Below are 14798 nucleotides of genomic sequence, written 5' to 3' on the forward strand. Positions count from 1 at the left end.
CTAAAGCCTCCTTGATCTGCTGCCAGCCAGCTCCAAATCTTAGATCGGTCTATATTCCCCTTGAAAATGAAATTGGTAGTCGTCGCTGATCCGAATGTATCCAAGAATACAATCTCCTCTGGGTCTGTTCACGATGCCCGAGTAGTTGTGATTATCCACGTTTCCTTCTGCGACGAGTAAATAATCGCCCTCACAAGACAAAACGATACCAATGTGATCATGCGAGTCGTCAGACAGAAGTTTTTCATACACGACCAAGTCACCACGCTCTGGCCTGAAACCGTCCTCCTGATCAACATAAAAGAATCCTGTTTCAGGTAACCTGGACCAGTCCAGCCAAGCTCCGACTCCAGCTAAACGGTACGTGCGGTTTGGATAACGAATAGGTAATTTAATGCCAACTTGCATACAGCAATGATACACAAAAGCCGCGCACCAATTAGACTTTAGTATCGTGTGGATATCGAGGTCCGGCCAATACTGGCAAATTTCCCGAAAGAGTTCATCCTCTGGAATTCCGATAATCTTATGTTTGGCCAACTTCTCTGCATAATTCGCAAGGGCTGAGCGTCTTTGTTCAGAGTAACCCAGTGCTTCTACCGTTGAGCCTGTGGAGTCCATTCCATCTACTTCAACCGTCATTCCAAGCTCATGCAATACATGATTTAATCTGACCTTCTCTATCTTCGTTAAACTCTGGCTTGCAGGGGAGAATATCATTTGCAACTGGATAGCATCTTTTAGAATCTCTTCGTATGGACCCTGAACCTGCTTACATTCCTCTTGATAAAAAATAGCTTTCAGTATGATACTCAACTCTTCCTCACTGAATAACTGTAACCCCCGAAGAACCTGCCTTGCAGTATCTGCGCTATTAGGGCCCCGAAAAACACGGACCCCGGTTCTATAAAGATAACAGCCGTGAAGTAAACCTATAATCGCAGCCAGTTCCTGGTTTACTCCTCTTCGAGCCGCAAGCAAGGACGCGAAACTGGAAACAGCCACAAGTTGAATCCATACCTCCTCTTGACCCGAGAATCCTTCGTAAGACATTGCTCGAGTGACACGATAAACTTGGTCCATTCTATTATTTTGGGTTCCTATTGTACTATCTGTATTCATCTGAGTTCAGCCTTTCAATACCTTGCGTGTCATCCGGCGACTCGCAAAAGCAAATTAACAACTTCGTGAGCCAAGCAAACCAACTCTACAGCAGCTGCTTTTTCAAATCCATCCGTATGTACGTTTTCTCGTAACTTGAACCATCTTCATTGTAGTAAACAGCCTGCTTCGTGTACGGCTCCGAGATGGCAAGGTAGCCGTGCTTTGAGATCAACTTGATCATTTTGGGATTTTCGACAGGATCAACGCTCACAAACATTTCGCTATGACCCAATTCTATCGCACGCTCTTCTCTATACCGAATCAATGCTGACCCAGCACCTTGACCACGATATATTTCCTTAACGTATAAATCACTTAATTTAGGAAACAGCTGCCCCTGCAATTTAAGAACACCAAACCCCAGAATGATGCGATCTGCGTCATCGGATTCTGCAACCGTTAAAATGACTTCATTATTCTCCTGCTGTCCCATATATAGCGCGAATAATTTTTCGTTATTCCGAACAGAACATAGTCCATTGATGTCCCCAGCAACAGCTGATCTTACGTTAAATCTCATAGCTCTGGACCTCCGTACCTTTCTTTAACGGCATTCCAGATACAGTCTCTCCAAAATAACCGCCACACCGTCACATTCATTCGTTGCTGTAACCTCTTTGGCTCTGCTTTTCAGTTCTTCAATCGCATTTCCCATCGCCACGGGCCAGCCGCATTGTTCAAACAGGCGGATATCATTCGCATCATCCCCAAAAACCATCACATCCTGAAGTGCAACTCCCATGGTATCGCAGATGACTGAAACCGCATGTTCCTTGGAAGCCTTTGGCGCCGAGACCTGCGTTAGTTCCCCTTGATCCGTGATCAATATGTTTAACCGCCCTTCGAATTTACGCTGAAAAGCAGCTTTGTCTATATCCCCTGTAAAAAGAATCTTGGAAGCTTCTTGCTGTTTAAGTTCCATCAATGATTTGACAATCGGCTGGCCTTTTACTTTCATTATTGTCTCTGCATCATAGGGCCTCATGCTCATCCATTCGTCTCTCACTTCTAAACTAATGTCTAGATCGGGATTAAAGGCTAAACAATAATCCAGAACTTCAGCAGTTATCTCAGGTGTAATCCCAATATGGTCGTTGCTCCCCGTGTGTCTGCATTCAACATAAGCGCCGTTATAATACACAAATGAACCAAGCTCCAGCAATTCTTCCGGCAAAAAAGCTTTCACTGCCCTCGGTGGACGCGCCGTAGCAAATATGAATTTCATCCCATGATGGGCACATTCCAGAATCGCCTTTACGTTTCGCTCGGAAACTTCTTTGTTTGCCTTCAATAGGGTTCCATCCAAATCTACAACGATTACTGGAAATTTCATAGGCTCTCTCCTATCCCACTTCTGTACACTTTTCAAAAAAAGTTATATATTCCATCTTCGAAATATCGATATTCTTCTTCCGTTAATCTCCGTGTGCCATACGCATCATAAAAGATCTCCTTGTCCCGCTCATTCTCAAATGCATTCAGTTTAGGCCGGATTGCTAAAGCCACATCATACCTGGGATCACCATAGGCAGCTCCCGCCCAGTCGATCACTCCCACTACCTCACCATCACGGACGAGCACATTATCGATAGTGAAGTCTCCATGTATTAAGGTGGGCGCCACATCGCATGGTCGATTTATTTTTAAATGAGCAAGTAGTTCTTCGGTTCCGTCTACTGAATAATGAACTAGATTATACTCCGCTTTCGTTAATATATGTTCAAGCCAAGCGTGCTCCACCTGTTGCCATTCGATCGGACATGGACATCCATGCAGTTGTTTCAAACAGCGTCCGAAGCTGACAATTGCCTTTTCTTTATCTTTCTGAGGCGGATGACTGGCGAGAAATTGCCTCAACGATATTCCATCCATATACTCTATCAACAGCCATCTGGAGTGATTCTCCATGTAAAATGAATGCGTTTTCGGAACAGGAAGTCCTGTTCCTTGAAGAAGCTGCAAAGCGGCATACTCATCAGACAACCATGCATTGTAGAGTTCGTGCTCTGTTTTTTTGATGATATATTTCTGATCCGCTGTATCCAAAATAGCTACGGTAGATGTATGTCCTTGCCGAGGGAAAGTTATTTGCTTCACGCTTCCGATTTGCTCTAATATCTCCGATGGAATATCTGCAATTTGCAAAGAAAGTCCTCCATTATTCCGATTGAGTCAAAAACAGCCTAAGTTAGATGTTTAGTACAGTTATATAACGAACAATTCCATTGGGGATGCCCGCTGTGCAAGTGTGTTACCGATGTGTTTGATAGATTTTCCCTGATATCCATATGAGCAAGTAACCTTTTCATAGTGAGACTTAGAAAAGCCCCATGGCTTACCACCAATATGTTCTGATCTGCATGTCGGTCAGCCAGCTCAGAAAGACATGCCCTGCCCCTTTTTACAATCGATTCATGTGACTCAATGCCCAAATCCAGTTTGGACCAGCCATACCCCCACCGGTCTACTCGTTCCTGCTCCGTTGTACCTTCAATCTGTCCACAATCCATCTCACGTAGCCGGGAATCTACACGTATCTCAATTGAATCGGCTTCACCAATAATGCTAGCCGTTTCCAATGCTCTCGACAAATCACTGGAATAAATAACATGCCATGGCTCGGATTTAATCCGGTTAGCAAGCAAGCGTGCCTGCCTTCTCCCCTCCGCGTTGAGCGGGATATCGGTATGTCCTTGCGTCCGGTATTCATCATTCCAGTCCGTTACACCGTGGCGGATAACGCCAATCGTAGCCATATGTATTCCTCTTTTCTAAATACACTCATGCATTCCTGCATCTTCCATGTAAAACGAAGCTACCACAAGAATCTGCTATTCGTCAATGGTTGCCTTGGGATCTATTGATCTCTTTTATGGATTGAGATTTATTGTTTTATATAATGTGAAAACGATTGTTCCACATATGCATAGAAGTGATATAGGGTACAATATCCATTTGTTGACACGATCTTTATATCCGATAACCAAACAAATGATACCCATTACATTGTTTTATTCCCAGTCCCTTGTTTTCACATAGGTTGCATCATAGTCTATAATCACTTCAGTTGTATCTGTAACTTCTTGCGCGTCATAAACGACATCTTTTCCATGTAAATCAACTGAATTTGAGTCCGCCTTTACGAATACGCCGCAATCCTTTATGTAGATCTCATCAGGATGCTTAATATCGTATTGTATACTAGCTGGAAGACTATCGGTTGGAATTTCGTGTGAGTCCACATCAATACGCTCAGAAGCTTGAATCATAGATGTTCCTGTAATTGCTACAGTCCCCATTACAACTGCAATCAAAATCGAAGTGAGATTATTTTTCCTCATCATATTACTCCTTATGTTTAAAGAATTATCCATCTGTGACCACCGTATGATATGTAGTATGATATGTAGTATTATATGCAATATCATAAATAGTTTCAATTTAATTCCAATATAGCTATTCGATAATCGGTGAAGATCTCATGAATAGGTATATTACAATCTCTAACGGACAGCAGCCAGACTTTCTTCGTGTATATACTTATCCCCCTGCAGAAATAATAAGAAAAGAGACCGATCAATTGACTGGCCTCTTCCTATTTATATGCTGGCTTTTATGATCTCTTCTATTCTTGGCCAACTCTTCATCACCGCGTTCAATTTTGACTCGTCTGTTTGGTTTGTCAACCGATGTGATGACTCCCTTTATTTCTTTATTATCTAAGGATTAAACACTTTCAGCGTGACACCTCCTGAATACAAAAAAAGCCCCTACTTTTGAAAGATTGGACTTGTATCTCGAACAATTCTAGCTCCGTTTATTTGACAAGGACTTTAATTTGATTGGCTCCTGTTCTTGCTAATACTCGGAATCCAGCAGTAGCAGCAGTTGCAATTCCCTCATCATTCGGTTGGCAGTAACCATCCACTTGACAGGTTCCATCATCCCTCACAAGGAGCTTACCCATCATTCCTATGGCTACCCATTCCATTCGATCTATTCGGGAGATGTACTCGCGTGAAGAATCATAAGAAGTGCTAATGACTGCACTGTTAATTGTATATGCTGGGACTATAACCTCTCCTCGGTCATCCTTTTGCTCCGGAACCACTCTGTCTTCGTATTGGATCTTGCCCCATTCGTCTGTTTCATATTTTCCCATCCAATTTAGGTGGCTGGCTCCCCCTATAAATGATGGCCTCGCACTGACAATACCTGCAACATAGCCATCAGTATTTGTTGCTTTCCTAACTTTTTCACCAACTGTTGTTACGAAATATCCCGGTTCAATCGACTGTCCATCTACCGTCTCAAACATCTCAGCATAGTCAGCCGCCGGGGACATCACAGTACCGTCAATATACAGGTTTCCGGTAGATCCTTGGAGGACAGCGGCCAAGCTTGAGACGCGAGGAACAATACTACCGTTCGCCAAATGCCATGAACCCGGATATAGAGTCTCACCAACAGTCCCCATAATGTGAGAGCCATTATGATCTATTTGAACTGTTGTGCCGTAACCTTCCGCATGGGAAAAAATGCCACTTGCATTAGTTCCGACTCCTTCCGCATGGGATACACCACCATTTGCAGATGTGCCACTCCCTTCGGCGTGGGAATTCTCCCCATTTGCTTTAGTTGCAAAACCTTCGGCATGGGAACGGCTTCCATTAGCTTGAGTAGTATCACCTTCCGCATGGGTATAGATACCACTAGCGCGAGTGTTGAACCCTTCCGCATGTGAAAAATCCCCATTCGCAAAAGTGAATCTCCCTTCCGCATGGGAATAATTCCCGTTTGCTTTAGTTAAGTAACCTTCCGCATGGGATGCTGAACCAATTACACTCGTCTCAAAACCTTCCGCATGAGAATATGATCCGTTTGCAGAAGTTAAGTAGCCTTCGGCGTGGGAATAATCCCCATTTGCTTTAGTTACATAACCTTCCGCATGGGATACCGATCCGGAGGCTGTAGTATTTCTCCCTTCCGCATGGGAGGCTTCTCCAACGGAGGCAGCACCTACGCCCTCTGCGTGGGAAGCATCCCCACTAGCATTAGAATCGGCACCCTCGGCATGTGCTCCATAGCCAGATGCTATGCTTCGGGAGCCTTCGGCATGGGCAGCCTGGCCTGAGGAGACGGTAAGGTACCCTTCGGCGTGAGCTTCGTAGCCGGATGCTGTAGTATAAGAGCCCTCGGCATGGGCCGCATCGATCGTAGCCAGCGTCATATAACCTTCTGCGTGAGAAGCGGCTCCAGAAGCACTTGTGAAGCTTCCTTCTGCGTGCGCTGAATCCATACTGGCATTGCTTTGATGTCCCTCCGCATGGGAGGCTGCGGCACTAGCTGTCGTCTGATAGCCTTCCGCGTGAGAAGCAAACCCGCTTGCAGTCGTCGTATTTCCTTCGGTCTGAGAGCAAAGGCCTGAGGCATTTTGATTACATTCTGAATCTGCCATTACCATTCCTCCTAATTTAGATTTAATATACTCTATTAAATTTAGAAGAATTGGACACGGCATTATCCCTTACTCAAATGCCCCTTTTAGGACAAGTGGAAATATAGTAGACGGTTCATTCCTACTCAATATTGTGTCCAGTAATCTGCGTTATTCGGCTTAATTGTCTGATTTGCTGAAGTACTGAATATGAGTGTGAGTGTGTTGCAGGATATGTGATTTTTCTGTGGTTTTTCGCAAAAAGAAAACCCCCTTTCGGGGGTAATTCCTTGATACAACTGCATGTTCATCTCCTCTTTCTTTCGCTAGGCGTACATCATGTCCATAAATCCGCGAGTTACATCTACGCCTTCTGCTGGTTCAGGTTGATCTGTCTCTGCATGTGCCGCCATACAAGCTCTCACGGCTTCTTCAGTGGTACAACGATTAGCATCGTCACATGTGTAGCATAAATGGAGCATGTATCTTGTTAATTCATCCGCCTGCGTGAATTGAGTTTGACCGTTGGTTCTCATCTTCATCACTCCTTTTCTTCTTGAGTTAAATATAACATCATCTTCATGTTTTATTTGTGATTTATTTCACAATCTACTGAAAAATTAAATTAAAATAATAAATAAAGGGGCACTCTCATCTGAGATGCCCCTTTATTTACTGTTCTACTACAGATCCACAGTTATATACTCTTACTTCGATAGACATCTCTACACTTCAAACGATCCATTATGGTATACCACAATCCATAATTACAACACTTGCCAATGCTCCCCGCCGTCTACAGTCTGCAACAGTAGCGATCGTTTGGCATCTGTATTCTCCACCAGAATCCAGCCAAGCTTCGGCGATACCATCTGCATTTTCACAATTTCAGGATAGTCTTTAAATATCTTTTCTAAAACGCTGCTCTCAGGATACGCCTTCCATGTTTTCCCTGTATCCTTCGTGTAATACATGATGCCCTTCTGCATCGCCCAACCTTCGGATGAACTGAGGAATACTGGGGCCAGGTTGCGATTGATACCCGTTTGTTTGTTCAGATTAAACGCATATGGCTTCCAACTTACGCCCCCATCTGCTGTGAAGAATCCGCTGAAAGTCATGCTATCTCCACTGGCACAAGACATGGACATCCAGGCTGACTTGGCTTCACGGCCAAAAAATTGAGGAGCACTAATCGTAAAATTACCACATGCACTGTACTTATCCCGGTCAAAAAATGTGGAAACTGTACGCCAATCCTCCCCACCATCTGATGTCACATACAGCTTCGGTGTACCAAACTCTATGGCACTTAGGAAACCGTGCTTTGAATCCGAAAATGTCAATCCCGTGGTGTAGCCACGTCTTGAAATTTCACCTGTTTTTTGTTTATCCTTCTCATCACTGGAAGTCATTCGTTCCCAAGTTGTGCCTCCATCCTGAGTACGATACAGGTTCTTGTCCTGTTTGCCGATTCCCGTATCGAGTGTCGTCAGAACCCAACCCTTCTCTGGAGAGACAAAGGAGATCGCTGTTACCTTGTCCGTCTTGGACAATGAAGACAAACTCCAGCTCACGCCTCCGTTATTGGTACGAAGCACAATCGTATCTGTGCCCCCCATCCCCTCTCGAACAATCCAGCCATGCATACGATCTACAAAATAAATACTTTCTCCATATTTCGGATTAGCCGGGAATTGCACATTCTCTGACGGCGAAATGTTGGTCCACGTTTTCCCTTGATCCTGAGTGTAATAGAGCCGGAGCGCATTGCGCGTAACTCCCCAGGCCAACCCGCCGTTATCATTAATGAGCTGAAAATCGGTCAAACGAGTCTGAATTTGATATTTAGCCATCTCCGCCGCTTCTGCATTATTGTTTGTCGGAGGTACTACAGTAAGGGTCTGACCCACGTTACCGCCGTCATCCTGTTCCGGAAGTTCTGCAGCTGGCGGTGCTTCTGTTTTGGTACATGCAGCGAGCAAAATGATGATTCCTATAGACAGCAACGCTGTCTGCGCGATTTTTTTCCATTGCGAACGCAAGTGGGTTCCACCTCTCTCATCCATCAGACAGACGCGCAAGTCTCTATGACGAAGTTATATTTACAATTCATCAGAATCCACTGCTCCTATTCTACCACAAACTTCGACCTAAAGGCTCACACCACCTCTGGAACCTGCCGAATGTTGAATGTTAATGCTGATTATTGTCCGCGAATAAAAATATGTATGTCAGTTTTGGTCGCTTGAAGTCCATTTATCAACCCTTTTCTGAAGATTTTCCCTGAAATTCGTTCGTGCTGTGAAAAAAGTTATAGACAAAACTCGCTTTATCCCCACATATCCCTTAATATGGATGGTAGTATACCCAAAAAGGAGAGGTTAAGAATATGACAACAAGTTCAGCATTGAAGCCCAGTCGTGTCGTTATTATCGGCATGGGTGCAGTAGGAACAACAACGGGTTACACGCTTATGCTTAGACAGCGTTCGTCCGAGTTGGTATTTGTGGATGTGAATCATGACAAAGCCACCGGTGAAATGCTGGATATGAACCACGGTCTGCCATTTACAGGTGGCGTGAAAGTATGGGCGGGTGACTATTCCGACTGCAAAGATGCCGATATTATCATTATTACTGCGGGTGCTTCTCAAAAGCCGGGCGAGACACGGATTGATCTGCTGAAAAAAAATGCAAGCATTTTCAAAGAAATCATTGATCGGATCACCGAAGTCAACTCACACGGTATTTTGTTAATTGCGACTAATCCTGTCGATATCTTATCCTATACTTCCTGGAAACAAAGCGGCTGGCCTGCTTCCCGGGTCATCGGCTCAGGTACATTGCTGGACAGTGCACGATTCCGTTATCTGATTGGTAAAAATAAAGGCATCGACCCTCGCAGCATTCATGCTCACATCATCGGTGAACATGGCGATTCAGAAGTGCCTGTCTGGAGTCTGGCTAACGTTGCGGGTACTGATCTTGAACTGGACGAAGAGACACAACAGGACATTTTCAACAGCACTAAAAATGCAGCTTATGAGATCATCAATGCCAAAGGAGCCACTTCCTACGCAATCGCTTTGGCGCTAGATCGTATTGTCGCTGCCATTCTGGGCAACGAAGGCTCCGTTCTGAACGTATCCACATTGCTAGAAGATTACAACGGCGTCTCTGACGTCTATCTGGGTGTGCCTTGTGTCGTAGATCGTCATGGCGTGCGTGAGATTCTGCCGCTTCCGTTGAATGAAACCGAGAAATTAGCCTTCCAGGCATCTGCGAACAAATTAAAAGAACAGATAACCGGACTTGAATAACACATAAATCATACATTAAAAAGAGACCATTCAAAGACTCCAAATAGAGTGCTGAATGGTCTTTTTTTGTTCTCCGCAGACTATCTCACTAAATAGTTTACATAATAATAATGACGGAAACTAACACTTAATGGATAACCATACCTCCCGCGATGCCTGACAAAACAATAACCCATGGTGGACACTTCCAGAAATTCAGCAACACAAACAAAATACATACCAATGCAAAATCGGCAGGTGTGTATACGGCGGTTGTCCACAGCGGGTGATAGAGTGCAGCAAGCAGAAGCCCTACGACTCCTGCGTTGATCCCAGCCAGCGTCCCTTGCATATGCGGGTTACTGCGAAGCACACTCCAGAAGGGCAATGCACCAATGATGAGCAAAAATGACGGTAAAAATATAGCAATCGTAGCAATAAACGCCCCTGCCCCTCCCATAGAGATGGCCCCAAGATACGCAGCAAAGGTAAACAGCGGGCCAGGAACCGCTTGCGTAGCACCGTAACCAGCCAGAAAATCATCTTTGTTCACTAACCCACGCTCAGGACTTCCCACAGTGCCAGCCATCGGTTTGCTGGAATATCCTGATCTTGATGATTGGAAGCTGGATCACCTATATTCATGCTCGCCCATCTCTCCTAGCAGGTATTATATGCTGCTGTTCCTGTTAATTAAAGTCAGTCCTCATTTTGAACGTGAGAAAACGTGTTCTTATATTCTAGTTCGTCGCTTCACTGGCTGGAAGTTTAACCTCTAGTAAAGCCATCGCCTCTTCTTTTTCCCGGCTTGTAACATGGGTATACACTGTGGTCGTCTGAATGGAGGCATGTCCAAGCAGCTCTTGTACCGTGCGCAGATCAGCTCCCCGCCGCAACATCATGGTAGCGAATGAGTGACGCAACTTATGGCTTGAATAATTTTGGCGTTGATGCGCAGGAGCTTCCTGCTGAAAGCGTTCGAAGGTTTCCGTAGAGATGAGCTGAATACTGCGAATGGATAGACGCTTTCCTTTTTGCGAAATAAACAAGGCTTCTTCTTTCTCTCCGCGCCAAGGGTTCAACCGCTCTGCAAGTGCCTGAGATAACACCTCTGCAACCGTTTCGGGAACCGGGATGGAGCGCCATTTCCGGCCCTTACCGAACACATCGAGTGTGCGCCGCTCGGGATTGTAGTCCTTACAATTGAGGGCATGAACTTCCCCCACCCGTAGCCCCATGTAACCCATAAGCAGGAACACCGCCAAATTACGGGTGCGATACTTGCCTTCCACGGATGCCAGAAAGCGGGTCAAACCACCTTCGTCCAGAAAGACGGGGGCACGGTTTTTCTCTGTTTTGGATTTTTTAATACCCGAAGCCGGATTATTTGTCAGTACTTCAAGTTCGATGAGGGATTTGTAAAAACAGTTGATCGCCGCGTGTTTACGATTCCGTGTAGCATCACTGACGCCACGTTCCCGCGCACGAGACAGATAAGAGAGCACATGCAGCTTCTTTACTTGCTCCAGCGATTTCCCTTGAATAGTAATGAGGAATTCCACCACATCCCCCGTGTAGGATTTGACCGTATGTCCTGTGTAGCCGGCATCCTTCATCCAAATATGGAAAGCTTCCAATTCATCGGCGTACTGCTCTTGAATCTCTTCATTGATCACCTGCTCTTGTCACCTCCTCTGATTTCTGCTGTACTGACTTCCCTGCATGAAACGATCTTATCATCCACATTTCGCTGACGGAGCATGGACGCTCAAGTCAATGGAAAATCAACTTCTTCCACAATAACGACATCAGCCATTAGCAAAATCGTATCCGGTTTACCCGTGCTACGTGTGAGCACAAACGCTGGAATTGGATTTTCATGAATCTCATTTACCGATTCCGCAATTTGCACATACAGATCCAGAAGAAGTGTCTCTCCTTCGCCTGGAATATCAATAACCGGCCAATCTTTGCGAATGCAATCCGCCCAAAAAGCCAGCTCATTCGCTGGAACAATGCTTAACTGCTGCACTTTGGCATCAATAGGATAAATCGCTTGACGCAAGGGTTCATCCCCTAGCTTGTCCCAAGGTAGCGCATCAACCGCCTGCTCGCTTGGAGGAGAATAAAGGGAATAACACCATGGAGTCATGCCCCATACAACCACCATCAGTCCCTCCTCGATCAATACATCCAGTCGGCCTTCCGTGAAATGTTCAATTATATTATGATTACCTGGCCCAAGCAGTTCCTCTACTCGCTTCGCGAGACGATCTAGATCTGCAAGAATGAATCCTCTTCGGCCATAGGAGTCAAACACATGATGATTCCGAGTCCATTCTGCAGATGGTAAATCGAGCATCGGGGCTTCTGCCGGGAACAGAGTGATATGTACTGTGTTCACTTGTGCGTATTTCACCATCGCAAGCTGTTCCGGTTCTAGCGGCCCTTCTGCGATTCGGGGTGTTTTTCGATGCAAAGCAATGCGTACTTCATATTCTCCCTCTTTATAGGGTGCGAGATCAAGTTCAATCGAATCACTTATGCCTTGAATCGAAGCTATTGAAATCCGACTATTCTCGGTCAAATGAATCGCATATTGTACATACGATATTTCAGATCCATAGAGAATACCAGCATCTTCTCGGTGGATAGGTGTCTGCATTTGCTGGGCAATCACGGAAACTTTGCGGCTATCGTCCAGATGTCGCTGCGGATCGATGTCGAACTGTACATCATCTGCACCATCCTCTTGTGAGATAATCAGCTTCGCCTCGGCTAGAACGGTTGAATCCGCAAGTGCAAACCCAAAATGCGACGAGTGTTCATTGAAATTGTTATGTAATGGTTCTTTCATAAATTAACCCCTCTCTTCGGTTCTGGTTGCAGATCACACCCCCAAATATATTTCATATTTGCTTGAGCCGCAACCCCGACCTGATGATGAATCCAGTTGGTTTCCTTTAATCCTTACCCATTTGGACGTACAAAAAATCCCAATCCTTCGTTTATCGAAGGGTTGGGATTCACTTATAGTTTAGTTTGGATTCACTTCCGCCGAAGCGGATTCAGATGACTATGATGGCGACCATAGGCAAAATAGATGATTAATCCGATGATGAGCCAGCCAAAAAAAGTAATCCATGTTAAAGCTGCGAGGCGAGTCATTAAATAGAAACAGCCGAGAGCACTCAAGATCGGAATTAACGGTACCAGCGGAACGCGGAATCCCCGTTTAAGATCAGGGTTATTTTTTCGCAATACGATAATCCCGATACTCACTACAGCAAAAGCAAACAACGTTCCGATATTCGTTAACTCTGCCAGATGGCCGAGAGAGATAAATCCGGAAAACAAAGCAATAATTATACCTGCGAGCCAGCTTCCAACTGCCGGTGTCTGACTTTTACCGCTTACTTTGGAGAAAACCGGAGACAACAAACCATCACGTGACATGGAGTAAAGAAGACGCGTCTGTCCATACATCATGACCAGCAACACCGTTGTGATTCCCGTAATTGCCCCGAGGGATACGATCCACGATAAACCATTTAATTGAACGAATTCAAATGCAAAAGCGACCGGATCACTGACATTTAACATGTTGTACGGCACGATCCCTGTCAGAATCAGAGATACCACAATATAAAGGATGGTACAAACTGCAAGCGATGAGATAATACCAATTGGCAAGTCCCTTTGCGGACGTTTCACCTCTTCGGCTGCAGTGGATACAGCATCAAATCCGATATAAGCAAAAAACACCGTTGCGGCACCCGCCGTTACACCTGAGAAGCCAAACGGCAAGAAAGGATGCCAGTTCGCTGGTTGAACATAAAACACACCCACACCGATGAAGATTAGCACCACGATAATTTTAATGCCTACCATGATTCCATTCGCTCGTGCCGCTTCCTTTACCCCACGGGTTAACAGGAACGTAATGATTAACGTAATTACAGCTGCTGTAATGTCAAAATACGTGCCTTTTTCCGGATTAAAAGCACTCGTTAACGCATGAGGTAACTCTATCCCGAACCCAGACAATAAAGTCTGGAAGTACCCTGACCAACCACTAGCTACCGCCGCACTCGCAAAGCCATATTCAAGAATGAGATCCCAACCCAGAATCCACGCAATCACTTCACCAAATGCGGTGTAGCTATACGTGTAAGCACTTCCCGATGCCGGGATGGTGGAAGCAAATTCAGCGTAACATAGAGCGGCAAAAGCACAGATGATACCCGCCAGTAAAAAGGATAACACCAGACCAGGGCCTGCATACTTGGCAGCTGCAACACCTGTAAGTACAAAAATACCTGTACCAATAATCGCCCCAACGCCTAGCGTCGTTAGATCAAAGGCTCCAAGCGCCCTCTTCAAAGCACCGCTCTCATTGGTTTGGCTGGCAATCGGTTTTTTACGGAATAACACACTCATTTTTTCATTTCTGCTCATACGCATGTTCCTTTCATGATAAACCTTGAATGTGTTGCTACGTAATAACGACGAAGGTTGTCTCATCTGTTCTACGAAAAACTCATTTGTTCTATCTTATCCATCACCTATAAAAACCTATCGAATTCTACACGTTATCGCGTTGAATGATTAAATTTATTTTTGAAGATGGCTTATTTTGACCTTTTCCCGCGAAAAATATCATGTTCTGTTACCCATGGTGAAGTATGAAAATGGATTTAAACGAAAACTGCGTATAATTTATATTATGCGCAGTTTTTTAAGATATTTTTACGAACTCGATTGCGCTATATATAGTTGTTATATGCATTTATGCACATGAAAGACATTTTCGGCTTTTTCTGCTGTCATATCCTCTCTTAATTCGTCAGACGAGCGCTCCTTCCACAGGCTGATATTTATTTTGGATGGATATGT

General features: G+C 44.9%; 13 protein-coding genes and 1 pseudogene. 1 reads left to right on the forward strand and 13 read right to left on the reverse strand.

Going from position 1 to position 14798, the window contains the following annotated elements:
• Window positions 1-39 precede the first annotated feature (39 nt).
• The 9 genes from AC1VYS_RS16100 to AC1VYS_RS16140 all read right to left on the reverse strand — a co-directional run bounded on the left by AC1VYS_RS16100 (window position 40) and on the right by AC1VYS_RS16140 (window position 8646).
• The gene (locus tag AC1VYS_RS16100) at window positions 40-1083 is read right to left on the reverse strand and encodes a CHAP domain-containing protein (protein WP_482910544.1); all 1044 of its coding nucleotides are present in this window, start codon (window positions 1081-1083) and stop codon (window positions 40-42) included.
• Window positions 1084-1207: 124 nt separating this feature from the next.
• On the reverse strand, window positions 1208-1684 hold the full coding sequence (locus tag AC1VYS_RS16105) for a GNAT family N-acetyltransferase (protein ID WP_482910545.1): 477 nt from the start codon (window positions 1682-1684) through the stop codon (window positions 1208-1210).
• A 24-nt stretch (window positions 1685-1708) separates the two neighbouring features.
• Complete coding sequence (locus tag AC1VYS_RS16110; RefSeq protein ID WP_482910546.1) at window positions 1709-2497, reverse strand: HAD family hydrolase; 789 nt, start codon at window positions 2495-2497, stop codon at window positions 1709-1711.
• A gap of 32 nt (window positions 2498-2529) precedes the next feature.
• Window positions 2530-3309, reverse strand: a complete 780-nt coding sequence (locus AC1VYS_RS16115; protein ID WP_482910547.1) for a phosphotransferase — start codon at window positions 3307-3309, stop codon at window positions 2530-2532.
• A gap of 38 nt (window positions 3310-3347) precedes the next feature.
• Complete coding sequence (locus AC1VYS_RS16120; protein WP_482910548.1) at window positions 3348-3920, reverse strand: histidine phosphatase family protein; 573 nt, start codon at window positions 3918-3920, stop codon at window positions 3348-3350.
• Window positions 3921-4175: 255 nt separating this feature from the next.
• The gene (locus AC1VYS_RS16125) at window positions 4176-4505 is read right to left on the reverse strand and encodes a hypothetical protein (RefSeq protein WP_482910549.1); all 330 of its coding nucleotides are present in this window, start codon (window positions 4503-4505) and stop codon (window positions 4176-4178) included.
• Window positions 4506-4981: 476 nt separating this feature from the next.
• A complete protein-coding gene (locus AC1VYS_RS16130) occupies window positions 4982-6622 on the reverse strand; it encodes a peptidase G2 autoproteolytic cleavage domain-containing protein (RefSeq protein ID WP_482910550.1) in 1641 nt (546 codons plus the stop codon).
• A 305-nt stretch (window positions 6623-6927) separates the two neighbouring features.
• A complete protein-coding gene (locus AC1VYS_RS16135; protein WP_482910551.1) occupies window positions 6928-7137 on the reverse strand; it encodes a hypothetical protein in 210 nt (69 codons plus the stop codon).
• A 231-nt stretch (window positions 7138-7368) separates the two neighbouring features.
• Window positions 7369-8646 carry a WD40/YVTN/BNR-like repeat-containing protein gene (locus tag AC1VYS_RS16140; RefSeq protein WP_482910552.1) on the reverse strand — a complete coding sequence of 426 codons (1278 nt, stop codon included), beginning with the start codon at window positions 8644-8646 and terminating at the stop codon, window positions 7369-7371.
• 347 nt (window positions 8647-8993) lie between these two features.
• On the opposite strand from AC1VYS_RS16140, the gene AC1VYS_RS16145 reads away from it, so the two are divergent.
• Entirely contained in the window at window positions 8994-9923 is a 930-nt protein-coding gene (locus AC1VYS_RS16145) for an L-lactate dehydrogenase (RefSeq protein WP_482910553.1), read from the forward strand.
• A gap of 127 nt (window positions 9924-10050) precedes the next feature.
• Here the strand turns inward: AC1VYS_RS16145 and AC1VYS_RS16150 are convergent.
• From AC1VYS_RS16150 to bcaP, 4 genes and pseudogenes are all read right to left on the reverse strand, one after another.
• Window positions 10051-10461, reverse strand: a pseudogene (locus tag AC1VYS_RS16150) (chromate transporter); the annotation flags it as partial.
• 181 nt (window positions 10462-10642) lie between these two features.
• Entirely contained in the window at window positions 10643-11578 is a 936-nt protein-coding gene (locus AC1VYS_RS16155) for a tyrosine-type recombinase/integrase (protein ID WP_482910554.1), read from the reverse strand.
• 92 nt (window positions 11579-11670) lie between these two features.
• Window positions 11671-12759, reverse strand: coding sequence for a hypothetical protein (locus AC1VYS_RS16160; protein WP_482910555.1), 1089 nt, complete (start codon window positions 12757-12759; stop codon window positions 11671-11673).
• 191 nt (window positions 12760-12950) lie between these two features.
• Window positions 12951-14360 carry a branched-chain amino acid transporter BcaP gene (bcaP, locus tag AC1VYS_RS16165; protein WP_482910556.1) on the reverse strand — a complete coding sequence of 470 codons (1410 nt, stop codon included), beginning with the start codon at window positions 14358-14360 and terminating at the stop codon, window positions 12951-12953.
• Window positions 14361-14798: the final 438 nt, after the last annotated feature.

Source organism: Paenibacillus sp. G34 (genome assembly GCF_056856875.1).

Bases quoted from the DNA above. Each gene is read 5' to 3' on its own strand.
- AC1VYS_RS16135 (WP_482910551.1), bottom strand. From the start codon at position 7,137: ATGAGAACCAACGGTCAAACTCAATTCACGCAGGCGGATGAATTAACA.
- AC1VYS_RS16130 (WP_482910550.1), bottom strand. From the start codon at position 6,622: ATGGCAGATTCAGAATGTAATCAAAATGCCTCAGGCCTTTGCTCTCAG.
- AC1VYS_RS16105 (WP_482910545.1), bottom strand. From the start codon at position 1,684: ATGAGATTTAACGTAAGATCAGCTGTTGCTGGGGACATCAATGGACTA.
- AC1VYS_RS16110 (WP_482910546.1), bottom strand. From the start codon at position 2,497: ATGAAATTTCCAGTAATCGTTGTAGATTTGGATGGAACCCTATTGAAG.
- AC1VYS_RS16100 (WP_482910544.1), bottom strand. From the start codon at position 1,083: ATGGACCAAGTTTATCGTGTCACTCGAGCAATGTCTTACGAAGGATTC.
- AC1VYS_RS16145 (WP_482910553.1), top strand. From the start codon at position 8,994: ATGACAACAAGTTCAGCATTGAAGCCCAGTCGTGTCGTTATTATCGGC.
- AC1VYS_RS16160 (WP_482910555.1), bottom strand. From the start codon at position 12,759: ATGAAAGAACCATTACATAACAATTTCAATGAACACTCGTCGCATTTT.
- AC1VYS_RS16125 (WP_482910549.1), bottom strand. From the start codon at position 4,505: ATGAGGAAAAATAATCTCACTTCGATTTTGATTGCAGTTGTAATGGGG.
- bcaP (WP_482910556.1), bottom strand. From the start codon at position 14,360: ATGAGCAGAAATGAAAAAATGAGTGTGTTATTCCGTAAAAAACCGATT.
- AC1VYS_RS16120 (WP_482910548.1), bottom strand. From the start codon at position 3,920: ATGGCTACGATTGGCGTTATCCGCCACGGTGTAACGGACTGGAATGAT.